This is a genomic window from Nocardioides lijunqiniae (genome assembly GCF_015024225.1).
Taxonomy (GTDB): domain Bacteria; phylum Actinomycetota; class Actinomycetes; order Propionibacteriales; family Nocardioidaceae; genus Nocardioides; species Nocardioides lijunqiniae.
Map to the genome: position 1 here is coordinate 75548 of NZ_JACJGM010000020.1, position 22874 is coordinate 98421.

Annotated in this window: 22 protein-coding genes; 16 read left to right on the forward strand and 6 right to left on the reverse strand. The window is 72.0% G+C overall.

Going from position 1 to position 22874, the window contains the following annotated elements; translation table 11 throughout:
• Positions 1–28 precede the first annotated feature (28 nt).
• Both IRQ30_RS13560 and IRQ30_RS13565 read left to right on the forward strand, forming a co-directional pair.
• Positions 29–658: a hypothetical protein gene (locus IRQ30_RS13560; RefSeq protein WP_193613418.1), complete on the forward strand. Its 630-nt coding sequence runs from the start codon at positions 29–31 to the stop codon at positions 656–658.
• Positions 658–1401: a phosphoglyceromutase gene (locus tag IRQ30_RS13565; RefSeq protein ID WP_193610559.1), complete on the forward strand. Its 744-nt coding sequence runs from the start codon at positions 658–660 to the stop codon at positions 1399–1401. Before IRQ30_RS13560 ends, IRQ30_RS13565 begins: the two co-directional genes overlap by 1 nt.
• A 97-nt stretch (positions 1402–1498) precedes the next feature.
• On the opposite strand, the gene phoU is transcribed toward IRQ30_RS13565, so the two are convergent.
• On the reverse strand, positions 1499–2161 hold the full coding sequence (gene phoU, locus IRQ30_RS13570) for a phosphate signaling complex protein PhoU (RefSeq protein ID WP_193613420.1): 663 nt from the start codon (positions 2159–2161) through the stop codon (positions 1499–1501).
• Between the two features lie 120 nt (positions 2162–2281).
• On the opposite strand from phoU, the gene IRQ30_RS13575 reads away from it, so the two are divergent.
• The 4 genes from IRQ30_RS13575 (at position 2282) to IRQ30_RS13590 (ending at position 5637) form a co-directional block, all read left to right on the forward strand.
• Complete coding sequence (locus IRQ30_RS13575) at positions 2282–3439, forward strand: ATP-binding protein (RefSeq protein WP_193609743.1); 1158 nt, start codon at positions 2282–2284, stop codon at positions 3437–3439.
• Positions 3436–4113 (forward strand): response regulator, encoded by a 678-nt coding sequence (locus IRQ30_RS13580; RefSeq protein WP_193609742.1) that lies wholly within the window; start codon positions 3436–3438, stop codon positions 4111–4113. The genes IRQ30_RS13575 and IRQ30_RS13580 overlap by 4 nt, the downstream gene beginning before the upstream one ends.
• A 173-nt stretch (positions 4114–4286) precedes the next feature.
• Positions 4287–5234, forward strand: a complete 948-nt coding sequence (locus tag IRQ30_RS13585) for a DMT family transporter (RefSeq protein WP_338089699.1) — start codon at positions 4287–4289, stop codon at positions 5232–5234.
• A gap of 49 nt (positions 5235–5283) precedes the next feature.
• Positions 5284–5637, forward strand: coding sequence for a DUF1304 domain-containing protein (locus IRQ30_RS13590; RefSeq protein ID WP_193613422.1), 354 nt, complete (start codon positions 5284–5286; stop codon positions 5635–5637).
• On the opposite strand, the gene IRQ30_RS13595 is transcribed toward IRQ30_RS13590, so the two are convergent.
• From IRQ30_RS13595 to IRQ30_RS13605, 3 genes are all read right to left on the reverse strand, one after another.
• Positions 5605–6165, reverse strand: coding sequence for a YbjN domain-containing protein (locus IRQ30_RS13595; RefSeq protein ID WP_193613424.1), 561 nt, complete (start codon positions 6163–6165; stop codon positions 5605–5607). The two genes, IRQ30_RS13590 and IRQ30_RS13595, sit on opposite strands and share 33 nt — an antisense overlap.
• Positions 6162–7421 (reverse strand): D-inositol-3-phosphate glycosyltransferase, encoded by a 1260-nt coding sequence (mshA, locus tag IRQ30_RS13600; protein ID WP_227467555.1) that lies wholly within the window; start codon positions 7419–7421, stop codon positions 6162–6164. Before mshA ends, IRQ30_RS13595 begins: the two co-directional genes overlap by 4 nt.
• 124 nt (positions 7422–7545) lie before the next feature.
• The gene (locus tag IRQ30_RS13605; protein ID WP_193613428.1) at positions 7546–7899 is read right to left on the reverse strand and encodes a hypothetical protein; all 354 of its coding nucleotides are present in this window, start codon (positions 7897–7899) and stop codon (positions 7546–7548) included.
• A gap of 46 nt (positions 7900–7945) precedes the next feature.
• Here IRQ30_RS13605 and IRQ30_RS13610 point away from each other — a divergent pair, with 46 nt between their 5' ends.
• Positions 7946–8716 carry an SDR family NAD(P)-dependent oxidoreductase gene (locus IRQ30_RS13610; RefSeq protein ID WP_193613429.1) on the forward strand — a complete coding sequence of 257 codons (771 nt, stop codon included), beginning with the start codon at positions 7946–7948 and terminating at the stop codon, positions 8714–8716.
• Positions 8717–8788: 72 nt separating this feature from the next.
• A complete protein-coding gene (locus tag IRQ30_RS13615) occupies positions 8789–9478 on the forward strand; it encodes an amino acid racemase (protein WP_193613431.1) in 690 nt (229 codons plus the stop codon).
• A 135-nt stretch (positions 9479–9613) separates the two neighbouring features.
• Here IRQ30_RS13615 and IRQ30_RS13620 read toward each other — a convergent pair whose 3' ends face one another.
• Positions 9614–10975 (reverse strand): protealysin inhibitor emfourin, encoded by a 1362-nt coding sequence (locus IRQ30_RS13620; protein WP_193613433.1) that lies wholly within the window; start codon positions 10973–10975, stop codon positions 9614–9616.
• Positions 10976–11120: 145 nt separating this feature from the next.
• Here IRQ30_RS13620 and typA point away from each other — a divergent pair, with 145 nt between their 5' ends.
• The 7 genes from typA to IRQ30_RS13655 all read left to right on the forward strand — a co-directional run bounded on the left by typA (position 11121) and on the right by IRQ30_RS13655 (position 20678).
• Positions 11121–13010, forward strand: a complete 1890-nt coding sequence (typA, locus tag IRQ30_RS13625) for a translational GTPase TypA (protein ID WP_193613435.1) — start codon at positions 11121–11123, stop codon at positions 13008–13010.
• 182 nt (positions 13011–13192) lie between these two features.
• On the forward strand, positions 13193–14614 hold the full coding sequence (locus tag IRQ30_RS13630) for an MFS transporter (protein WP_193613437.1): 1422 nt from the start codon (positions 13193–13195) through the stop codon (positions 14612–14614).
• A gap of 374 nt (positions 14615–14988) precedes the next feature.
• Positions 14989–16317, forward strand: a complete 1329-nt coding sequence (locus IRQ30_RS13635) for an ABC transporter substrate-binding protein (protein ID WP_338089700.1) — start codon at positions 14989–14991, stop codon at positions 16315–16317.
• Positions 16318–16327: 10 nt separating this feature from the next.
• A complete protein-coding gene (locus tag IRQ30_RS13640) occupies positions 16328–17344 on the forward strand; it encodes a carbohydrate ABC transporter permease (RefSeq protein WP_193609731.1) in 1017 nt (338 codons plus the stop codon).
• On the forward strand, positions 17341–18159 hold the full coding sequence (locus IRQ30_RS13645) for a carbohydrate ABC transporter permease (protein WP_338089701.1): 819 nt from the start codon (positions 17341–17343) through the stop codon (positions 18157–18159). Before IRQ30_RS13640 ends, IRQ30_RS13645 begins: the two co-directional genes overlap by 4 nt.
• Entirely contained in the window at positions 18156–19622 is a 1467-nt protein-coding gene (locus tag IRQ30_RS13650) for a GH1 family beta-glucosidase (RefSeq protein WP_193613439.1), read from the forward strand. Before IRQ30_RS13645 ends, IRQ30_RS13650 begins: the two co-directional genes overlap by 4 nt.
• A gap of 18 nt (positions 19623–19640) precedes the next feature.
• Positions 19641–20678, forward strand: a complete 1038-nt coding sequence (locus tag IRQ30_RS13655) for a substrate-binding domain-containing protein (protein ID WP_193613441.1) — start codon at positions 19641–19643, stop codon at positions 20676–20678.
• 129 nt (positions 20679–20807) lie between these two features.
• On the opposite strand, the gene IRQ30_RS13660 is transcribed toward IRQ30_RS13655, so the two are convergent.
• A complete protein-coding gene (locus IRQ30_RS13660) occupies positions 20808–21758 on the reverse strand; it encodes a hypothetical protein (protein WP_193613443.1) in 951 nt (316 codons plus the stop codon).
• A 103-nt stretch (positions 21759–21861) separates the two neighbouring features.
• Here IRQ30_RS13660 and IRQ30_RS13665 point away from each other — a divergent pair, with 103 nt between their 5' ends.
• Complete coding sequence (locus IRQ30_RS13665; protein ID WP_193613445.1) at positions 21862–22866, forward strand: TIGR03617 family F420-dependent LLM class oxidoreductase; 1005 nt, start codon at positions 21862–21864, stop codon at positions 22864–22866.
• Positions 22867–22874: the final 8 nt, after the last annotated feature.

A 22874-nucleotide genomic window follows, 5' to 3' on the forward strand; every position in this document is an offset into this window, starting at 1 on the left:
GCGCCCGATCGAACCGAAGGCTCTGACGATGCATCACCGCAGCAAGCTCGTGCTCGCCGTGGGAGCGCTCCTGCTCGCCACCCCCGCTCTCAGCTCGTGTGGCTTCAACCTGGCGACCGACCGCATCAACACCGTCCAGCACGGCGGGACCAACCGCGACGCCTCCGTCGACCTGCTGGCCGTCGTGATCGTGTCCGCGACCGACGGCTCCGGCACGCTCAGCGGACGCATCGTCAACAGCTCCGAGGACGCGACCGAGCTCAGCGCGGTCACGGCACTCGACGACGCGTCGGTCTCCACCGGCGAGATCGCCTCGGTCGAGGTGCCCTCTGGGGACGCGCTGGCGATGGCCGACCTCGGCGACGGCGTCCGGGTCGAGGGCGACTTCGCCGCCGGCGACATCATCGACCTGACCTTCGAGTTCACCAACGGCGAGCAGGTCGAGGTCGAGGTGCCGGTCGTGCGCGAGTGCGGCTACTACGCCGACCTCGACTCCGCCCCCACCGTCGGCGAGGGCGGGCCGACCGAGCCCAGCGAGTCGGCGGGCGCGTCCGCCAGCCCCTCCGGCGACGACGAGCCGTCCACCGAGCCGACGGACGAGGCTGCCGAGGAGACCGACGCCTCCTCGTGCGAGACCGAAGCGGCGGAGGCCCACTGATGACGTCGACGCTGATCCTGCTCCGCCACGGCGAGAGCGAGTGGAACGCCAAGAACCTCTTCACCGGCTGGGTCGACGTCGCCCTCACCGAGAAGGGCCGCGCCGAGGCGGTGCGAGGCGGTGAGCTGATGCGCGAGGCCGGCGTCCTGCCCGACATCGTCCACACCTCGCTGCAGCGCCGCGCGATCAACACCGCCTACCTCTCCCTCGACGCGGCCGACCGCCACTGGATCCCGGTGAAGCGGTCGTGGCGCCTCAACGAGCGCCACTACGGCGCCCTGCAGGGCAAGGACAAGAAGCAGACGCTCGAGGAGTACGGCGAGGAGCAGTTCATGCTCTGGCGCCGCAGCTTCGACACGCCCCCGCCGCCGCTCGCCGACGACGACGAGTGGTCGCAGGTCGGGCTGCCCCAGTACGCCGACCTCGGCGACGACATGCCCCGCACCGAGTGCCTCAAGGACGTCATCGAGCGGATGCTCCCCTACTGGGAGTCCGACATCACCGTCGACCTCGCTGCGGGGAAGACCGTGCTCGTGGCCGCCCACGGCAACAGCCTGCGCGGGATCGTCAAGCACCTCGACGGCATCAGCGACACCGACATCGCCGGCCTCAACATCCCCACGGGCATGCCCCTGGTCTACGAGCTCGACGAGTCCTTCGCCCCCACCACCCCGGGCGGCACCTACCTGGACCCCGAGGCCGCCGCGGCAGCCGCTGCCGCCGTCGCCAACCAGGGCCGCTGACCCACGCGCCTGCTCGCAACGCTGGGACAGTCCCTCACGAACTCGTGGCCCCGCCTGAGGCGGGGCCACGAACGTGTGAGGGAGTGTCCCGACGACGTCAGCTGACGGCGTCGACGGCGCTGGGGTTGTGGCCGGTGACGACGAAGACGACCCGGTTGGCCACGGAGACGGCGTGGTCGGCGATGCGCTCGTAGTAGCGGCCGAGCAGGGCGATGTCGACCGCGGCCTCGACGCCGTTCTGCCAGTCGTCGGAGAGCAGCTCGGTGAAGCTCTGGCGGCGCAGCTGGTCCATGACCTCGTCGTCGCGGCCCAGCTCGATGGCGGCCTCGACGTCGCGCCCGGTGATGATCTGCGAGACGCGGCGCACCATGTCCTCGGCGACCTCGGCCATCCGGGCGACGGTGGGCTGCACCTCGACGGGCACGGCGACCTGCGGGACGCGCAGCCGGGCGATCTTGGCGACGTGGACCGACAGGTCCCCCATCCGCTCCAGCTCGCTCACCATCCGCAGCGCGGACACGACGGTGCGCAGGTCCCCGGCGACGGGCTGCTGCAGCGACAGCAGGGCGAAGGCGTTGTCCTCGACCTGCTCGCGCGCCCGGTCGATCTCGACGTCGGCGCTGATCACCTGCTCGGCGACCGCCGCGTCGCCGGTCATCAGGGCCTGGGTGGCCAGACCGACGGCCGTCTCGACCTGGCGGCAGATGCCGGCGAGGTCGACGAACATCGCATCCAGCTGGTCATGGAAGAGCTCACGCATGTGCTGGACCCTAGGAGGCGCAGGTGTCCGGCAGGGGCGGAGGCGTGAACGACGGGTGAACAGTCGGAAGTCACGCCTTCCCCGGCGAAATCCCGATGAACACGGCCGTACGATTCCCCTGTGGACCCGACGACCCAGGCGTTCCTCGCCGCGCTGGCGGGTGCTCTCGTCGCGGGCGGTGCCGTCCTCGCCTGGGCCATCAGCGAGCGCCAGCAGCACGGCTCGCGCGACGTCGACGAGCCCGTGGTCCCACCGGGCGTGGCCGCGGTCCTCTCGGTCCTGCGCAGCAGCGCGGTCGTCGTCGACGAGTCCGACGTCGTGCTCAAGGCCTCCGCGCCGGCGTACGCCTTCGGGCTCGTGCGCGGCGCGCAGCTGGTCTCGCGCGAGCTGGCCGACCTGGTCCGGCAGGTACGCCGGGACGGGCAGATCCGCGAGACCGAGCTGGTCATGGCGCGCGCGATCGGCCCCGACCGCCACGTCACCGCCCGGGTCGCGCCGCTCGGGTCGCGCCTGGTGCTCGCCCTCGTCGAGGACCGCACCCGTGAGCGCCGCGTGGAGTCGGTGCGGCGCGACTTCGTCGCCAACGTCAGCCACGAGCTCAAGACGCCCGTCGGCGCGATCCGGCTGCTGGCCGAGGCGATGCAGGAGGCGGCCGAGGACCCGACGGCGGTGAAGCGGTTCGCGGACCGGATGCTCACCGAGAGCGACCGGCTCTCCCGCCTCGTGCAGCAGGTGATCGAGCTGTCGCGGCTGCAGGGCGACGACCCGCTGGACTCCCCCGTGCCCGTCGCGCTCGACCACGTGATCGAGGTGGCCATGGACACCAGCGCCATCGACGCCTCCTCCAAGCGGATCCGGATCGTCAGCAGCGGCACCGAGGGCCTCGTGGTCCTCGGCAACGACGAGCAGATCACCGCCGCCGTCGCCAACCTCGTCGCCAACGCCGTCGCCTACTCCGAGCCCGACTCCACGGTGCTGGTCACGACCAAGCGCTCGGACGAGATCGTGGAGATCTCCGTGGTCGACCAGGGCATCGGCATCCCCACCACTGAGATCGACCGCATCTTCGAGCGGTTCTACCGCGTCGACCCGGCCCGGCACCGCTCCACCGGCGGCACCGGCCTGGGACTGTCCATCGTCAAGCACGTCGCCGCCACCCATGGCGGCGAGATCCGGGTCTGGTCCGCCGAGGGCCAGGGCTCGACGTTCACCCTGTCGCTGCCCCACCATGCAGGCAGCAGGGCCACCGATCGACAACTGCAGGAGGAGATCCAGTGACGCGCGTACTCGTCGTCGAGGACGAAGAGAGCTACAGCGACGCGCTCGCCTACATGCTCCGCAAGGAGGGCTTCGAGGTCGCCATCGCCGCCGACGGGCACGCGGCGCTGAGCGAGTTCGACCGCAACGGCGCCGACATCGTGCTGCTCGACCTGATGCTGCCCGGCATCCCCGGCACCGAGGTCTGCCGCACCATCCGGCAGACCTCCAACGTCCCGGTGATCATGGTCAGCGCCAAGGACGACGAGGTCGACAAGGTCGTCGGCCTCGAGCTCGGCGCCGACGACTACGTCACCAAGCCCTACTCGCCGCGCGAGCTCGTGGCCCGGATCCGCGCCGTGCTGCGCCGTGGCACCGACCCCGACCTCACCCCGGACACCCTCGAGGCCGGCCCGGTGCGCATGGACGTCGAGCGCCACGTCGTCACCGTCGACGGCCACGAGCAGCGACTGCCGCTCAAGGAGTTCGAGCTGCTGGAGATGTTCCTGCGCAACCCCGGCCGGGTGCTCACCCGCGGCCAGCTCATCGACCGGGTCTGGGGGTCCGACTACGTCGGCGACACCAAGACCCTCGACGTCCACGTCAAGCGGCTGCGCGCCAAGCTCGAGCCCGAGCCCAGCGAGCCGCAGTACCTCGTCACCGTGCGCGGGTTGGGCTACAAGCTCGACCTCTGAGGCGGGAGTTTCGCCGGTCGACCGGCGAAACTGGTGCTTGACCGACGAAACTCCACCCCGGAAGCGGGAGATTCGCCGGTCGACCGGCGAATCTGGACGGCTGTCCGCATCTCGCGCATCGCCGTCCGAAAACCGCGTGTCAGGGAGCTGCGGCGGTGCCTAGGCTGTGACGAGTGACGACCACCGCGGCCTCGGGCCGTTCGACCCCGACGAGCACCGCGCCACCGTCCTGGATGCCGGTCGCGGCCGTGGCGACCACGCTGGTGCTGTGGGCGTCGGCGTTCGTCGCGATCCGCCACCTCGGGCACGACTTCTCCGCCGGTCCGCTCTCGCTGGGCCGCACCCTGATCGGCGCGATCGTCCTGGGCGCGCTCGCCCTCAGCCGCGGCCTGCCTCGCCCCACCCGGCGTGAGTGGGTCTCGCTGGTGACGATCGGCGTGCTGTGGTTCGGCGTCTACAACGTCGCGCTCAACGAGGGTGAGCAGCGCGTCGACGCCGGCACCGCCGCCATGCTGATCCAGGTCTCGCCGGTGCTGATCGCGCTGCTCGCGGCGGTGTTCCTGTCCGAGCGGTTCACGGTCTACCTCGGGCTCGGCCTCGCCCTCGCCTTCTCCGGCGTGGCCGTCATCGGGTTGACCACCTCCCCCGACGCCGACGGTGGCCGCGACCTCCTCGGCGTGGCGCTGTGCCTGGTCTCGGCCGTCGTCTACTCCATCAGCCTCATCCTCCAGAAGCCCCTCGTGGCACGTCTCTCGGCGCTGCACGTCACCTGGCTGGCGTGCACGATCGGCGCCGTGGCGTGCCTGCCGTTCGCGCCGGCCCTGCTCCGCGAGGCCGGCGAGGCGCCGACGTCGTCGCTGCTCTGGGTGCTCTACCTCGGCGTCTTCCCGACCGCGATCGCGTTCACGACCTACGCGTTCGCCCTGCAGCACATGACCGCGAGCAGCCTGGGCGTCACGACGTACCTGGTGCCGCCGATCACCATCGTGCTGGGCCTGATCTTCCTCGACGAGGTCCCGCCCGCCATGGCCTACGTCGGCGGGGCGCTCGCCCTGGTCGGCGTCGCCGTGGCCCGGCGCAAGCCCCGGCCGCGCGCCCAGCAGGAGCCGACGCCCGCCTGACCCGCGCCGAGAGTCCCCCGGCGGGCGCGACTGCTGTCATGCTGCGGGGATGTCACTCCTCGCCAACGTCCTCGTCGGCGTGGTCGCCGCGCTCCACCTGCTCTTCCTCGTGCTCGAGATGTTCCTGTGGACCGAGCCGCTGGGTCGCAAGGTCTTCAACAACAGCGTCGAGCTCGCAGAGACCACCAAGGTGATGGCCGGCAACCAGGGCCTCTACAACGGCTTCCTCGTGGCGGGGCTCGTCTGGGGTCTGGTGAGCGACCAGACGGACGTGAAGGTGTTCTTCCTGGTCTGCGTCGTGGTCGCCGGGGTCTACGGCGCCGCGACGGTCAGCACCCGGATCCTGCTGGTCCAGGCGCTCCCCGCGGCGCTAGGCCTCGCCGCGGTCCTCGCCGCCGCCTGACGTCGCCGACGTCGCCGACGTCGCCGCCGCTGCGGCGTCCTCGGCCTCCAGCCACCCGCGGAACGCCTCGAGGTTGTGGGTCGGCTCGCCCCGCAGCTTGCGCCACTCCCACTCCTTGCGGATGGAGGTGGCGAAGCCGAGCTCGAGGATCGCGTTGAACGACTCGTCGGCGTAGGTCAGCACCGAGCCGAGGAGCCGGTCCAGCTCCTCGGGGCTCACCGAGGCCAGCGGCAGCCGCGCGTCGAGGTAGATGTCGCCGAGCCGGTCGACGGCGAACGCCACGGCGTACATCTTCAGGTTGCGCTCGAGGAGCCAGCGGTAGACGCGCTCGTGGTTCTCGTCGGGCTTGCGGCACACGAACGCGTGCAGCCCCAGGGCGTGCGGGCCGACGTCGAGCCGGACGGCGGTCTGCAGCTTCTTCTCGCCGGGCAGGGTCAGCGAGAACACGCCCTCGGTCGCCTCCTCGTACTCGATCTCGTTGTCGCGCAGGTAGTCGCGGACGAGGTCGGCAGGCGGGTAGGTGGTCACGACACCGACTCTCGCATGAGGCTGTGCGCGCGCTCGTAGACCGCGAGGGTCTGCGCCGCCGTGGCCTCCCAGGAGAACTGCCGTGCCTGCTCCAGCGCGCCGGCCTGCAGGCGGACGAGGAGCTCGGGGTCCGTGAGCGGTCGCGCGAGCGCGCTGGCCCAGGCTCCCGGGTCGTGGCCCTCGACCAGCAGCCCGCTGTGGTCGTCGCGCACGACGGTCGTCAGTCCCCCGACGGCGGCCGCGACGACCGGGGTGCCGGCCGCCTGCGCCTCGGCGGCGACCAGGCCGAACGACTCGTTGTAGGACGGTACGGCGACCAGGGTCGCGGCGGCGTACCACCGGGCCAGCTCGGCCTGCGAGACCGGCGGCACGAAGCGCACGACGTCGTCGATGCGCAGCTCGGCGGCCAGCGCGGCGAGGGACTCGGGCCGGTCGAGCCCGGACCCCGACGGGCCGCCCACGACCGGCACGACCAGCCGCGGACGCAGGCCGGGGTCGCGCTCGAGCAGCGCCGCGACCGCGCGCAGCAGCACGTCGGGGGCCTTGAGCGGCTGGATGCGACCCGCGAAGAGCAGCACGTGCGCGTCCGGGGCGAGCCCCAGCGAGGCGCGCACCTCGCCCTGGTCGAGCGGCCGGAAGACCGACAGGTCGACGCCCGGGTGGATCACCTGGACCCGGTCGGGCTCGGCGTCGTACAGCTCGACGAGCTGGCGGGCCTCGAGCTCGGTGTTGGCGATCAGCACGTCGGCGGCCTCCACCACCTGCTCCTCGCCGATGAGTCGCGCGGACGGCTCGGGGCTGTCGCCCTCGGCGAGCGCGGCGTTCTTGACCTTGGCCATGGTGTGCATCGAGTGCACCAGCGGCACGCCCCAGCGGTCGCGCGCGAGCGCGCCGACCTGCCCGGAGAGCCAGTAGTGGGAGTGGACGGCGTCGTAGTGGCCCAGCGGGTGCGCGGCCTCGGCGCGCAGCACCTCGCGGGCGAAGACGCACAGCTGACCCGGCAGCTCGTCCTTGGTCAGGCCCTCGAAGGGGCCGGCGTGGATGTGGCGCACGGTGACGCCGTCGCAGGCCTCCACCAGCGGCGGCAGCGCGGAGTTGGTGGCCCGCGTGAAGATGTCGACCTCGATGCCCTGGCGCGCCAGCCGCTTGGCGAGCTCGATGACGTAGACGTTCATCCCGCCCGCGTCGCCCGTGCCCGGCTGGTCGAGGGGCGAGGTGTGGAGGCTGACCATCGCCACCCGGCGGATCCGCTGCATCTGACTCCCTCGTGTCCCCATGTCCACCGTCCCCTGTCCGGGACGGCTCCCCTCCACCGAACCACGGCGGCGGGCCGCGAATTCCCGCAGGTGGGGGCTCGGTACCCGGAGCGTCCTACGGCGCTCAGCCCGCGCGCGACCCGGCGTGCGACCCGGCCGGCCGACGGCCGCCCCGGACCATCGCGACGAGGCAGGTCAGGGCGATCACCGCGCCGGCCGCTGCGTCGACCAGCGAGTCCTCCGCCGAGCCGTGCAGCACCTCCACCACCGACCAGACGAGGACCGGGAAGCAGAGGGCCACGAGCAGCCGCAGCCACGCGGCGCTGCTGCTGACCAGCCCGGCGCCGGCGCCCGCGAGTGCCACGCCCAGCAGGACCAGGCCCGGCCAGCGCAGCTCCTCGACGCCGGCGACGTGGCGGACGACCCACGCGAGGCCACCCAGGACGCCCGCGACACGGGCCACGAGCAGGAGACGCACGGGGGGAGTCTGCCACCGCGCCGGGCGGGGCGGCCAGAATGGCTCCATGCCCTCCTCCTCCACGCCGTCCTCGCGGCCCACCGCCGTCGTCACCGGCGCCAGCAGCGGCATCGGTGCCGCCACCGCCCGCACGCTGGCCCGGGCCGGCTTCCACGTCCTCTGCGCGGCCCGCCGCGCCGACCGGGTCGAGGCGCTGGCCGCGGAGATCGACGGCACCGCCGTCGTGTGCGACGTGACGTCGCAGGACGACGTGGCCGCGCTGGCCGCGCAGGTGGGCGAGCGGCTCGACGTACTCGTCAACAACGCCGGTGGCGCGTTCGGCGCCTCCCCCGTGGCGCAGGCCGACAGCGACGAGTGGCGGCGGATGTACGAGGTCAACGTGATCGGCCTGATGCAGGTGACGCGGGCGCTGCTGCCCGCGCTGGTCGCCTCCGGCGCCGGGGTGATCCTCAACGTCGGCTCGACCGCCGGCCGGGTCGCCTACGAGGGCGGCGGCGGCTACACCGCGGCCAAGCACGGCACCCAGGTCGTCACCGAGACGCTGCGCCTGGAGCTGTGGGACCAGCCGGTCCGGGTCTGCGAGATCGCGCCGGGGATGGTCAAGACCGACGAGTTCGCGATGGTGCGGTTCGAGGGCGACCGCGAGCGGGCCGAGGCCGTCTACGAGGGCGTCGCCGAGCCGCTCACCGCCGAGGACGTGGCCGACGCGATCGGCTGGATGGTGACCCGCCCGGCCCACGTCAACATCGACGAGCTGGTGATCCGCCCGCGCGCGCAGGCCGCCCAGCACAAGGTGCACCGGGTCCCGCAGGACTGAGCCTCCGGGCGGCGCGTCCCGCCGGCGGCTCGGCTGGTGAGACCCCCGGTCGCGGGGTGGCAGACTGCGCGCGTGCAGACCATCGGACTCGTCGGCGGCATGAGCTGGGAGAGCAGCGCCGTCTACTACCAGGCTCTCAACGAGGGCGTCGAGCAGCGGGTCGGTGGCCTGAGCTCGGCGCGGACGATGCTCGCGAGCGTCGACTTCGCGGAGGTCACGGCCCTGCAGGAGCAGGAGCGCTGGGACGACGTCGCCGCCATCCTCACCTCGGCCGCCCAGGGCGTCGAGCGCGCCGGCGCCGACTTCCTGCTGCTGTGCACCACGACCTTCCACCGGGTCGCCGACCAGGTCGAGGCGGCGGTCGGCATCCCGCTGCTCCACCTCGCCGACGTGGTCGCCGAGGCCTGCAAGGCCCAGCAGGTGACCTCGGTGGGCTTCCTCGGAACCGAGTTCGCGATGTCGCGCTCGTTCTTCACCGACCGGCTCGCCCAGCACGGGCTCGAGGTGCATGTCCCCGACCCGCGCCACCACGCGGCCCTCAACGCGATCATCTACGACGAGCTCGTCCACGGACGCGTGCTCGACAGCTCCCGCCGTACGGTCGTCGGACTGATCGAGGAGCTGTGGGACGCCGGCGCCGGCGGCCTGGTCCTCGGCTGCACCGAGCTCGAGCTGCTGGTGCGCCAGCCCGACTCCGAGCTCCCGCTCTTCCCCTGCACCACGCTGCACGTCGCCGCCGCGCTCGACCGCGCCCTGGGTTAGCGGCGCCGGCGGGTGAGTTTCGCCGGTCGACCGGCGAAACTCACGCTTCCGGTGTGCAGTTTCGGCCCAGGGGCTCCAGTTTCGCCGGTCAGCCGGTGAATCTTGAGGCCTGTGGGACTGACCTCCCACCCCACCTCACTGGTCGAGCACGAGCTCCACGACGCGGCGCAGGTCCTCGGTGAGGTCCTGCTCGAAGACGCGGGCGGAGGCTCCGGGGAGCTGGACGTCGTAGACGAAGCGGTCGGGCTGGGGGCGGCCGGTGCGGAGGCCGGTGAGGTCGATGCGCTCCACGAGGCCGCGCAGCTCACCGGCCCGCTCGTCGTCGCCGTCGAGGTCGACCTCCGCCTCGGTGGTGAGGCCGGCGAAGCCGCCGCCCCGCCGGACCCGGACGCTGCGCGCGCTCTCGCTGCCCGGGGGCGGCGGGAGGCCGGGGCCGCCGGTGCGGCCGGCCTCGGCCGTGGCCGGGGTGATCCCGACCTGCTCCCATGCCGCCTCGACGTGCTCGGCGCCGCCGAGCTCGCGTGCGGCGGCGACGGTGGCGGCCGCGAAGCCGGCGAAGTCCGTGCGGGCGTGCACCTGACCGCCGGTCAGCGCGGCGTACCAGACCCGGCCGGCGCCGTCCCAGCTCGTGCCGCCGATGCCGAGGGCCGCGAGGTGGAAGGCGCGGTTGGGGATGCCGGAGTTGAGGTGGACGCCGCCGTTGTCGTCGGTCGTGTCGACGTAGTCGTCGAGGTGCGCCGGCTGCGGGTCGCGGCCCAGCGCCGGGTCGTCGTACGCCGTGCCGGGGTTGGCCATGTCGCGCAGGCCCCGCGCGTCGACGCCGGGGAGGAAGAGGCCCTCCCCGATCAGCCAGTCGGCCTCGAGCGGGGTCTGGGCCAGCAGGCGCTGCTTGAGGCAGGCCGCGAAGACGTCGCTGACCGACTCGTTCAGGGCCCCGGACTGACCTTGGTACTCCAGCCCGGCGGTGTGCTCGGTGACGGCGTGCGCGAGCTCGTGGGCCAGGACGTCGACCGGCTTGGTGAACCGGTCGAACACCTCCCCGTCGCCGTCGCCGAACACCAGCTGCCTGCCGTCCCAGAACGCGTTGGCGTAGTCGCGCCCGTAGTGGACCGTCAGCGACACGGTCGCGCCGTCGCCGTCGTACGACGAGCGCCCGTAGACCTCCTCGAAGAGCGCCAGCGACCCGGCGATGCCGACCGCCGCCTCGTCGACCGCGAGATCGCCCGACGGCTCGTCGCTCGGGGAGCGCACCACGTCGCCGGGCAGGTCGGTGCCGTTGCCCGCCGTGTGGACGACCCACGCGGCTCCGCCGGCCGCCGTCGAGGCCGCTGATGCCGTCGAGGACCCAGCCGCCATGCGGCCGGCGGCCATCAGGCGCGACGACCGCAGGCGCTCGTCCATGGCCAGCGTGCCCTCCCACCGGGCGGCGACGTCCGGCCGGGCGAGGGCCAGGTGCTGGAGCAGGTACGGCGGCAGGAAGCAGCGGGTCCGAGACATGGGGTCCACGCAACCCCACGTGTCCGGCCGCCACAAGCCCCTGAGGCCGATGTCCGCCGATGCGGGCGCCCGTGGGTGTGCCCACTAGACTCGCCAAGGCCCATCGGGCCCCCTGAACCTCCACCGGAAGAGTCGTCGTACACCCATGTCTGCCACCAAGACCGCCAACCTGCGCAACGTCGCCATCGTCGCGCACGTCGACCACGGCAAGACCACGCTCGTCGACGCCATGCTGCGCCAGGCCGGCGCGTTCACCGAGCACGAGGCGGAGAGCGTCGCCGACCGGGTGATGGACTCCGGTGACCTGGAGCGCGAGAAGGGGATCACGATCCTCGCGAAGAACACCGCGATCCACTACAACGGCGCGTCCGCCCCCGAGGGCATGACGATCAACATCATCGACACCCCCGGCCACGCCGACTTCGGTGGCGAGGTCGAGCGCGGACTGTCGATGGTCGACGGCATCGTGCTCCTGGTCGACGCCTCCGAGGGCCCGCTCCCGCAGACCCGCTTCGTGCTGCGCAAGGCGCTGAACGCCGACATGCCGGTCGTGCTCGTGGTCAACAAGGTCGACCGCCCCGACGCGCGCATCGAGGAGGTCGTCGACGAGACCTACGAGCTCTTCATGGACCTGCTCGACGAGTCCCACAGCCAGGACGCGCTCGACTTCCCCGTCGTCTACGCCTCCGGCAAGGCCGGCATCGCGGCGATCGCGCAGCCCGCCAACGGCACCCTGCCCGACGCCAAGGACCTCGAGCCGCTCTTCAAGACGATCATCGACACGATCCCAGCGCCGAAGTACACCGAGGGCGCCCCGCTGCAGGCCCACGTCACCAACCTGGACGCCTCGCCGTTCCTCGGCCGGCTCGCGCTGGTCCGCATCCACGAGGGCAACCTCAAGAAGGGCCAGCAGGTCGCCTGGATGCGTCGCAACGGCGACGTCAAGAACGTCAAGATCACCGAGCTGCTCGTCACCGAGGGCCTGGAGCGCAAGCCCGGCACCGAGGCCGGCCCCGGCGACATCGTCGCCATCGCGGGCATCCCCGAGATCACCATCGGCGAGACGCTGGCCGACCCGGAGAACCCCGTCGCGCTGCCCCTGATCCACGTCGACGAGCCCGCGATCTCCATGACCATCGGCACCAACACCTCGCCGCTGGTCGGCCGGATCAAGGGCTCCAAGGTCACCGCGCGCCTGGTCAAGGACCGCCTCGACCAGGAGCTCATCGGCAACGTCTCGCTCAAGATCCTCCCGACCGAGCGCCCCGACGCCTGGGAGGTCCAGGGCCGTGGCGAGCTGGCGCTGGCGATCCTGGTGGAGCAGATGCGCCGCGAGGGCTACGAGCTCACCGTCGGCAAGCCGCAGGTCGTCACCAAGGACATCGACGGCAAGCGCCACGAGCCCGTGGAGCGCCTGACCATCGACGCGCCCGAGGAGTACCTCGGCACGATCACCGAGCTGCTGGCCTCCCGCAAGGGCCGCATGGAGTCGATGACCAACCACGGCACCGGCTGGGTCCGCATGGAGTTCCTGGTCCCGGCGCGCGGCCTGATCGGCTTCCGCACCGAGTTCCTCACCGACACCCGCGGCACCGGCATCGCCCACCACATCTTCGAGAAGTACGAGCCGTGGGCCGGCGAGATCCGCTCGCGCAACAACGGCTCGCTGGTGGCCGACCGCAAGGGCGCCGCCACGGCGTACGCCATGACGTCGCTGCAGGAGCGCGGCGTGATGTTCCTCGAGCCGACCACCGAGGTCTACGAGGGCATGATCGTCGGCGAGAACTCCCGCGCCGACGACATGGACGTCAACATCACCAAGGAGAAGCAGCAGACCAACATCCGGTCCGCCACCTCCGACAACTTCGAGAAGCTGATCCCGGCCAAGCGGCTCTCGCTCGAGCAGAGCCTGGAGTTCTGCCGCGAGGACGAGTGCGTCGAGGTGACGCCCGAGTCCGTGCGGATCCGCAAGGTCATCCTCGACGCCAACGAGCGCGCGAAGATCGCGAGCCGTGCGCGCAAGGGCACCAAGTAGCCCACCCAGCTTCTCCGTCGGGGGTAGTCCCTGACGTTCGTGTCACCGAAGTGCCCCTTCGACGACACCGGCGTCAGGGGCTACCCCCGTCGACGTGACGCAGGTCCCACGCAGATACAGTTGCCGACGACAACTACTTCGGTAGGCTGCAGCTTCCTGCCTGCTGCCACCCCGAGGATCTCGTGACCACCGTCTCCACCCCTGCGTCCACCACCGATCCTGCCGTGCCCGTGGGGCCCGGCCTGTCGGTCGCCGTCCTGTGCCTGGGCGGGCTGATCGCCGCGCTCACGCAGACGTTCGTGATCCCGCTCCAGGGGGAGCTGCCGGTCCTGCTGTCGACGTCCGCGGCCAACGCGTCCTGGGTCATCACGGCCACCCTGCTGGCCGGCGCGGTGGCGATGCCCATCGCTGGCAGTCTGGGCGACCTGTTCGGCAAGCAGCGGGTGCTCTTCGTCAGCGCGCTGATCCTGCTCGTCGGCTCGCTCGTGGCGGCCCTGTCGGACTCGCTGCTGCCCATGCTGGCCGGCCGCACGCTGCAGGGGGTGTCCATGGGATTCATCCCCGTGGCCATCAGCCTGATCCGCGACATCGTCCCGCCCGAGCGCACCGGCACCGCGATCGCGGCGGTCAGCGCCACCCTCGGCGTCGGTGGGGCCATCGGCCTGCCGCTCTCGGCGTGGATCGCCGACAGCTACGACTTCCACGCGCTCTTCTGGGTCTCGACCGTCCTGGCCGCGGTCACCGCGCTCGCTGTCGCCGTCGTCATCCCGCACGTCCAGCCCGCTCGCCGCGGCCGGCTCGACCTCGTCGGCGCGCTCGGCCTCGCCGTCGGGCTGGTCGCCGTCCTGGTGGCCGTCACCAAGGGCCGCGAGTGGGGCTGGGACACCGCCCGCCCGTGGACCTTCATCGCCGTCGGCCTGGTCGTGCTGCTGGCGTGGGGCCGCTACGAGCTGTCCCACCCTGCTCCGCTCTGCGACCTGCGCGTCACCGCCCGCCGTCCGGTGCTCCTCACCAACCTGGCAGCCGTCGCGATCGGCTTCGGGATGATGGGGCAGGCGATCATCGTGCCGCAGCTCCTGCAGCTGCCCGAGCTCACCGGCTACGGCCTGGGCCAGTCGCTGCTCGCCGCCGGCCTCTGGATGGCGCCCGGCGGACTGGTGATGATGGCCTTCGCGCCCGTCTCCAGCACCCTCATGACCCGCTACGGCGCCCGGGTGACCCTCGCCCTCGGCGCGGCCGTCCTCGGCAGCGGCTACCTGGTCGCGGTCGCCTTCCACGGCGCGCCCTGGCAGCTGCTCGTCGTCTCGTGCGTGACCTCCGCCGGCGTCGGCATCGGCTATGCCGCCATGCCCGCCCTGATCATGGCCTCGGTGCCCGTCACCGAGTCGGGCGCCGCGGTCGGCGTCAACTCCCTCATGCGCTCGGTCGGCACGACCACCGCCAGCGCCGTGATGGCCAGCGTGCTCGCCGCGTCCCTGACCGACTTCCACGGCTTCCCCGTGCCCTCCGAGGGCGCCATGGAGCTGGGCTTCCTGATCGGTGCGGGCGCGGCCTTCCTCGGCGTCGTCCTCACCCTGCTCATCCCGCGCCGCACCGTCGACTGACGGGCCGCTCTCCCCCGGACACCACCCGTCACAGGGCCTGTCCGAAACTCACGCCTCCGGTGCGAAACTTCGCGCCGGAGGCGTGAGTTTCACCGGGTACCCGGTGAAACTGGCGCGCCCGCGCCCTCAGCGACGCGCCCGTACGGGCCACACCAGCGCGCCTCCGCACGCTCCGCGACCACACCCGCCCATGGAAGCGCTCCCACACCCGGCACCCACTAATTACGCCGGGTTCAGGCAGAAGGTTGTGGCGACGGTGTGACGCATGTCATCTTGATCGCGCCAACACCGTGGAAGCGCTCTCACACCGACAGCGCCCCCGTCCCCCGGGCCATCCGGTCCGCAGCCCAGCACTACGGCAGGAGCGTTCCCCCGTGCACATCTCACCCTTCGGGCCCCGTCAGGAGCCCCGTCAGCCGCTCAGCTCGCGCCCGACCAGCAGCAAGCGCCGCCGGCGCCTCACCCTCGCGTCGGTCGGCGCCCTGGTCCTCAGCCTCGGACTCGCCGCGTGCGGCGGGGACGACGAGGCCGAGGACGGCAAGACCACCCTCACCGTCGCGACGTTCAACGAGTTCGGCTACGAGGGCCTGATCGACGAGTACATGAAGCTGAACCCCGACATCAAGGTGGTCCAGAAGAAGCTCGGCACGTGGGAGGAGCACCGCGACAACCTCTACACCAAGCTGGCCGCCGGCTCGGGACTCTCCGACATCGAGGCGATCGAGGGCGACGGCATGCCGGCGATCCTCGAGGAGAAGGGCGCGTTCCTCGACCTGAGCGACGACGCCGTCGAGGGACGCTGGCTGGACTGGAAGGTCAAGGCCGGCACCAACGCCGACGGCGAGCTCATCGGCTACGGCACCGACATCGGCCCCGAGGGGATCTGCTACCGCGCCGACCTGTTCAAGAAGGCCGGCCTGCCCACCGACCGCGAGGAGGTGGCCGCGCTCTTCGCCGACTGGGACACCTACTTCGAGACCGGCAAGGACTTCGTCAAGAAGATGCCGGACACCGCCTGGTACGACTCGTCCAAGGGCACCAGCCAGGCGATGATCAACCAGCTCGCCTACCCCTTCGAGGACGAGGACAACAAGGTCGTCGCCACCTCCAACCCCGAGGTGCGCGAGGTCTTCGACACCGTGACGTCGATGCAGTCGGCCGGCCTGGCGACCAACCTCGACCAGTGGTCCCCCGACTGGGTGGCCGCCTTCCAGAACGACGGCTTCGCCACGATGGCCTGCCCGGGCTGGATGCTCGGCATCATCGAGGGCAACGCCGCCGGCGTGAAGGGCTGGGACATCGCGGACGCCTTCCCCGGAGGCGGAGGCAACTGGGGCGGCTCGTTCCTGACCGTGCCCACCATGGGTGAGCACCAGGAGGAGGCCAAGAAGCTCGCCGAGTGGCTCACCGCCCCGGAGCAGCAGGTCAAGGCCTTCGACGCGAAGTTCACCTTCCCGAGCCAGGTCGGCGCCCAGGAGGACCCGGTGCTGCTGAAGGCGACCCAGCCGTTCTTCAACGACGCCCCGGTCGGACAGATCCTGTCCAACCGCGCCGCGGCCGTCGAGCTGCAGCCCTACAAGGGTCCCAAGTACGCCGACATCATCACCGCGTTCCAGGCCGCGATCCTCCGGGTCGACCAGGGCCAGGAGTCGCCGGACGAGGCCTGGGACTCCTTCACCTCCGACGTCGAGCGGATCGGCTGAGACCGAGTCCATGACCTCGCAACCCACCACCGCGCCCGCCGGGGAGGTCTCCTCCTCGACCTCCCCGGCCGGGCCGGCCCCCGCGAGGGAGCCGCTGCCCCGGGAGACGCCGCCCCGGCTGACCCTGCGGCAGCGGCTCTCCCGCTGGGACGTCCGGTTCTCCCCCTACCTCTACGTCTCCCCGTTCTTCATCCTGTTCCTCGTCGTGGGGATGTTCCCGCTCGCCTACACCGCCTACGTGTCGGTGCACGAGTGGGGCCTCATCGGGGGCAAGGGCGAGTACGTCGGCCTCGACAACTACCGCGCGATCTTCGAGGACCGCTACTTCTGGCGGGCGATGCGCAACACCGTCAGCATCTTCCTGCTGTCCTCCATCCCCCAGGTGATCATCGCCCTGGGCGTCGCCGGCCTGCTGGACACCCAGCTGCGCGGGCGCACGTTCTGGCGGATGAGCGTGCTGATCCCCTTCGTGGTCGCGCCCGCCGCGGCCACCCTGATCTTCGGCAACCTGTTCGGTGACCGCTACGGCCTCATCAACGGCGGGCTCGGCCTCATCGGCATCGACCCGATCGCCTGGCACGTCGACACGCTGCCCAGCCACATCGCGATCGCCTCGATGGTCAACTGGCGCTGGACCGGCTACAACGCGCTGATCCTGCTCGCCGCCATGCAGGCGGTCCCCCGCGACCTCTACGAGTCGGCGGCGCTGGACGGCGCCGGCAAGGTCCGGCAGTTCCTCTCCGTCACGATCCCGATGATCCGCCCGACGATGATCTTCGTCGTCATCACCTCGACCATCGGCGGGCTCCAGATCTTCACCGAGGCCCGGCTGTTCGACAACGTCGGGCTCGGCGGGTCCGACCGGCAGTGGCAGACCGTCACGCTCTACCTCTGGGAGCTCGGCTGGCGCCTGCGCGACCTAGGCATGGCCTCGGCCGTCGCCTGGCTGCTGTTCCTCTTCATCGTCATCTTCGCCCTGGTCAACCTCGCGGTGTCCGCACGCCTCGGGGCAGGAGGCCGCAAGTGAACCGCCGTCCTGGATTCCTCGTCTACGGCCTGCTGACGGCGTTCGTCCTCGCCTCGGCGCTGCCGCTCTACTGGTCGCTCATCGTGGGCTCGCACACCAAGGAGGTCGTCACCCGCGAGGTGCCGCCCCTCCTGCCCGGCGGCCACTTCTTCAGCAACGCCCAGCGCGTCTTCGAGACCGTCGACTTCTGGAAGGCCCTCGGCAACAGCATGATCGTGTCGACGGTCTGCGCCACGTCGGTGGTGTTCTTCTGTACGCTCGCCGGCTACGCGTTCGCCAAGCTCACGTTCCGCGGCAGCAAGGCGATGATGGTCTTCGTCGTCGGCACCCTCGCCGTGCCCACCCAGCTCGGGGTCATCCCGCTGTTCATCCAGATGGCCAAGCTCGGCTGGACCGGCCACATCTGGGCGATCATGGTGCCCACCCTCGTGACGGCGTTCGGCGTGTTCTTCATGCGCCAGTACCTCGTCGACGCCATCCCGGACGAGCTGATCGAGGCCGCGCGCGTCGACGGCTGCTCGATGTTCGGGACGTTCTGGAATGTCGCCGTCCCGGCCGCCCGGCCGGCGGCCGCGATCCTCTGGCTGTTCACGTTCATGACCGTCTGGACCGACTTCTTCTGGCCGATGATCGTGCTCCCCGCCACCAACCCCACCGTTCAGATCGCACTCGCCCAGCTCCAGAGCAGCTACTACGTCGACTACAGCCTGGTGCTCTGCGCCGCGGTGCTGTCGACGATCCCGCTGCTGGCGCTGTTCGTCCTCACCGGCCGCCAGCTGGTCGCCGGCATCATGCAAGGAGCAGTCAAGGGATGACCCACCAACTCGACACCCGCGCCGAGGCCCTCCCGGGCCAGGAGCTGCGGTTCCCGCCCGACTTCCTGTGGGGCGCGGCCACCGCGTCGTACCAGATCGAGGGCGCCACCCGCGAGGACGGCCGGACGGCCTCCATCTGGGACACGTTCGCGAGCGTGCCCGGCGCCGTCATCAACGGCGACACCGGCGACCCGGCGTGCGACCACTACCACCGGATGCCGCAGGACGTGGAGCTCATGAAGAGCCTCCACCTGGGCAGCTACCGCTTCTCCGCGGCGTGGCCGCGGGTGCGCCCCGACGGCGGCGCGGTCAACCCGGCCGGCGTCGACTTCTACTCCCGGCTCGTGGACGAGCTGCTCGGCCGGGGCATCAAGCCCTGGATGACGCTCTACCACTGGGACCTGCCGCAGGCGCTCGAGGACGCCGGCGGCTGGACCAACCGCGACACCGCCTACCGGTTCGCCGAGTACGCCCTGTCGCTCTACGACGCGCTCGGCGACCGGGTGCCGGTGTGGACGACCCTCAACGAGCCGTGGTGCTCGGCGTTCCTCGGCTACACCGGCGGCCAGCACGCGCCGGGCCGGCAGGAGGGCGTGGCCGGGCTGGTCGCGGCCCACCACCTGATGCTGGGCCACGGGCTCGTCGTCGACGAGCTGCGCCGTCGCGGCACCACCGCCCAGCTCGGCATCACGCTGAACCTCACCGTCGCCGACGCCCACGACCCGAACGACGAGCTGGACCGCGACGCCGCGCGCCGCATCGACGCGCTGCACAACCGGGTGTTCCTCGATCCGATCCTCACCGGCCGCTACCCCGTCGACCTGCTCGGCGACACCGCGCACCTCACGTGGGAGGGGCGTCCCTGGGGCACGGTGGTCCGCGAGGGCGACCTCGCCCTCATCAGCACGCCCCTCGACGCGCTGGGGGTCAACTACTACAAGGGCGACGCGGTCTCGGGGCGCCCCCAGGCGCACACGACGGGCGTCGACGGCGCGCACGCCGAGCGCGCCACCAGCACGCCGTTCGTGGGCTGCGAGGACGTCACGTTCCCCAGCCGCGGTCTGCCGCTGACGGCCATGGGCTGGGAGGTGCAGCCCGAGGGCCTGACCCGCCTGCTCAAGCGCCTCGACGCCGACTACGACGTCCCACCGCTCTACGTCACCGAGAACGGCGCCGCCTACGCCGACGAGGTCGGCGCCGACGGTCGCGTCGACGACCCCGAGCGGGTGGCCTACGTGCTCGCCCACCTGGCCGCCGTCCACGCGGCGATCGCCGACGGGGTCGACGTGCGCGGGTTCTTCCAGTGGTCGCTGCTCGACAACTACGAGTGGGCCTACGGCTACGACAAGCGCTTCGGGATCGTGCATGTCGACTACGACACCCAGGTGCGCACCCCCAAGACCAGCGCCCTGGTCTACGCCGAGGTGGCGCGGACCGGACGCCTGCAGGCACCGGAGAGCTGAGTCGATACCGTGGCGCGCGTGGAGGGGACCCGCAGTCTCGCAGGGCCGGGCGGTTCGCCGACCCTGGACGAGGTCGCGCGTCTCGCCGGGGTCTCGCGCGCCACGGCGTCGCGCGCCATCAACGGCGGCAACCGGGTCAGCTCGCAGGCGCAGACGGCGGTCGACGACGCCGTCCGCGCGCTGGGCTACACGCCCAACCCGGCGGCGCGCAGCCTCGTCACGCGGCGTACCGACTCGGTGGGGCTGGTCGTGCCCGAGCCCGACGAGCGCGTCTTCTCCGACCCGTTCTTCGCGCGCACGCTCAAGGGCGTCACCCGGGTGCTCGCGGAGCGCGACCTCCAGCTCGTGCTGCTGCTCACCCGGCCCGGCGAGGAGGAGGCGCGGATGCTGCGCTACCTGCGCAACCGCCACATCGACGGCGCGCTCGTCGTCTCCCACCACCGCAGCGACAGCCTCGCCGACCACCTGGCGGCGCTCGACCTGCCGTGCGCGTTCGTCGGCCGGCCGTGGACCAGCGCCGACAAGGTCGCCTACGTCGACACCGACAACCTTGCCGGCGGCCGGCAGGGCGCCAGCGCCCTCATCGAGCGCGGCTGCAGGCGCATCGCGACCATCGCGGGGCCCGACGACATGAGCGCCGGCGTCGACCGGCTCGAGGGCTGGCGCTCGGCGATGCGCGAGGCCGGCCTGGAGACCGACGCCGTCGTCCATGGCGACTTCACCGAGCGCGGCGGCGAGATCGCGGCGGCCACGCTGCTGGAGCGCCACCCCGACGTCGACGGCATCGTGGCGGCGTCCGACCTGATGGCCGCCGGCGCCCTGCGGGTGCTCCTGGCCTCGGGACGCTCGGTGCCCGGCGACGTGGCGCTCGTCGGCTACGACGACCTGGGCGTCGCCGAGCGCACGCTCCCCCAGCTCACCACCATCCGCAACCCGATCTCCGAGATGGCCGAGCAGGCCACCCGCCTGCTACTGCAGCAGATCGACGGCGACAGCAGCGTCCGCGCGATGCGGGTCATCTACCCGCCGACGCTGGTGCACCGCGACAGCGCCTGAGCGCGGGCGCGGGGGGGCAGTTTCCCCAAGGTATGCAGGGGAAGCCGCACTTCCCACGGTCTGCAGCGCTGGGGAAGTGCAGTCTCGGCTGCATACCTTGGTGAAACTGCAGCCCTCCGCGGCCGCGAGCTACGCCCCCGCGACGAGCTCCTCGCGGCGCGCGGCGAGCGCGCGCTCGTCGGCCTCGGCCGCGTCGATGCGCCGGTCCAGGTCGGCGCGGACCTTCGCGACACGCTCCTGCGCGGACGTCGTACGTCGGCGCGCGTCGGCGATCCGGTCGCGCACGGCCCAGTCGCTGAAGATGTTGTCGAACCACACGTCGAAGGTGCGGGTCATCCCGTCGACCTCGACGCCGTCCACCTCGGCCACGCCGACGTCGACGAGCTCGGCCGAGAGGTGGCGCAGCGCGGCGTCGGCCTCGCGCAGCCGCTGCTGCGCCTGGTCCATCCGGTCGTACTTCACCGCGTCGGTGAGCATGCCGCCGCCCAGGAAGGTGTCGTACGTCGCCCAGTCGCCGGCCCGCGAGAGCAGGTCGGCCGCGGCGGCCAGTCGGTGGGCGGCGCCCTCGGCGGCCGCGGACGCCTCGCGCAGCTCGGTCAGGTGCGAGCGCACGAAGCCCAGGCGGTCGGCCAGCCCGGCCAGCTCGGTGCCGGCCTGCGTGTCCGCCTCGCGCAGCAGCCGCTCCTTCGCCTCGAACGCCTGCTCGCGGCGGGTGTGGACGTCGCCGAGGGCCTGCCGCGCGGCGCGAACAGTCGCCAGCTCCGCCTCGACCTGGGCGAGGTGGGCGTCGGCCTGCGCGGTGGCGTACTCGGCCGCCTGCTGCTCGGCCTGCTCGGCCTGCAGCTCGGTGTCGCGCGCTCCGCGCAGGGCCGCCCAGATGCGGGTGGGGCTGTAGGTCTCGAGCGCGCGCACGTCGGCGGCCTCGGCGAGCGCCGTGGCACGCACCTGCGCGGCCACCCGCGCGGCCTCGGCGACATCCTCGCGACGGCGCTCCTCGCGGGCATGGAGACGCTCGTGCTCGGCGAGCGCGTTCGTGGCGGCGGCGAGCTCCTCGGTGGCTCGGGCGATGTCAGCGGTCACCTCGCCGAGTGTTCCAGACAGCGATGCCGGTCCGCTCGGGCGACGCCGAGCGCTCGCGTCCCAAACTGCAACGTGTTCTAGTCCGCGGCGGTAGGTTCGTCCCATGCTCCTCGACCTGCAGCTCGACGCCCGCCCCGACCGCGCGGCGGCCCGCGCCCTGGAGCTGGTGGGCGCCGGGGTGGCCGGGCTGTTCACCTTCGAGGGCCCGCACGACGTGTTCTTCCCGCTCGTCAGCGCCGCCGGGGTCGTCGAGACGGACCTGATGACCAACGTCGCCATCGCGATGCCCCGCAGCCCGATGCACCTGGCCCACGCCGCCTACGACCTGCACCTGCTCTCGCGCGGACGCTTCCGACTCGGGCTGGGGTCGCAGATCAAGCCCCACATCGAGAAGCGGTACGGCGCCACGTGGAGCCCGCCGGCGGCGCGGATGCGCGAGATCGTGCTGGCGGTCAAGGCGATCCTCGCCTCGTGGCAGGACGGCACGCGGCTCGACTTCCGCGGCGAGCACACCCAGCACACGCTGATGCCGCCGACGTTCGTGCCCGGCCCGCACCCCTACGGCGTGCCGCCGGTGCTGCTGGGCGCGCTCGGCCCGGTCATGACGCGGACGGCGGCCGAGGTGGCCGACGGGCTGCTCGTGATGCCGTTCCACAGCCACCGGCACTTCCGCGAGCGCACCCTGCCCGCGGTGGAGGAGGGGCTGGCCCGCTCCGGTCGGGACCGGTCGTCGTTCTCCGTCTTCCCCCAGGCCATCTGCGCCATGGGCCGCACCCCCGAGGAGCAGGAGAGCGCGGCCCTGGGGGTGCGCGGTCTCCTGGCCTTCTACGGCTCGACGCCGGCCTACCGCCCGGTCCTCGACGCCGAGGGCTGGGGCGACGTCCAGCCCGAGCTCAACGCCCTGTCCAAGGTCGGTGACGTCGCCGCGATGATGGCGCTGGTCGACGACACCATGCTCGAGACCCTCGCGGTGCGCGGGACGCCCGAGGAGTGCGCCGCCGAGCTGACCCGCCGCTTCGACGACCAGGCCGAGCGCGTCTGCGCCTACTTCCCCGGCTACGAGCCGCCGCTCGACCAGGTCTCCGCCCTGGCCTCGTCGCTGGCCTGACCGGGGCC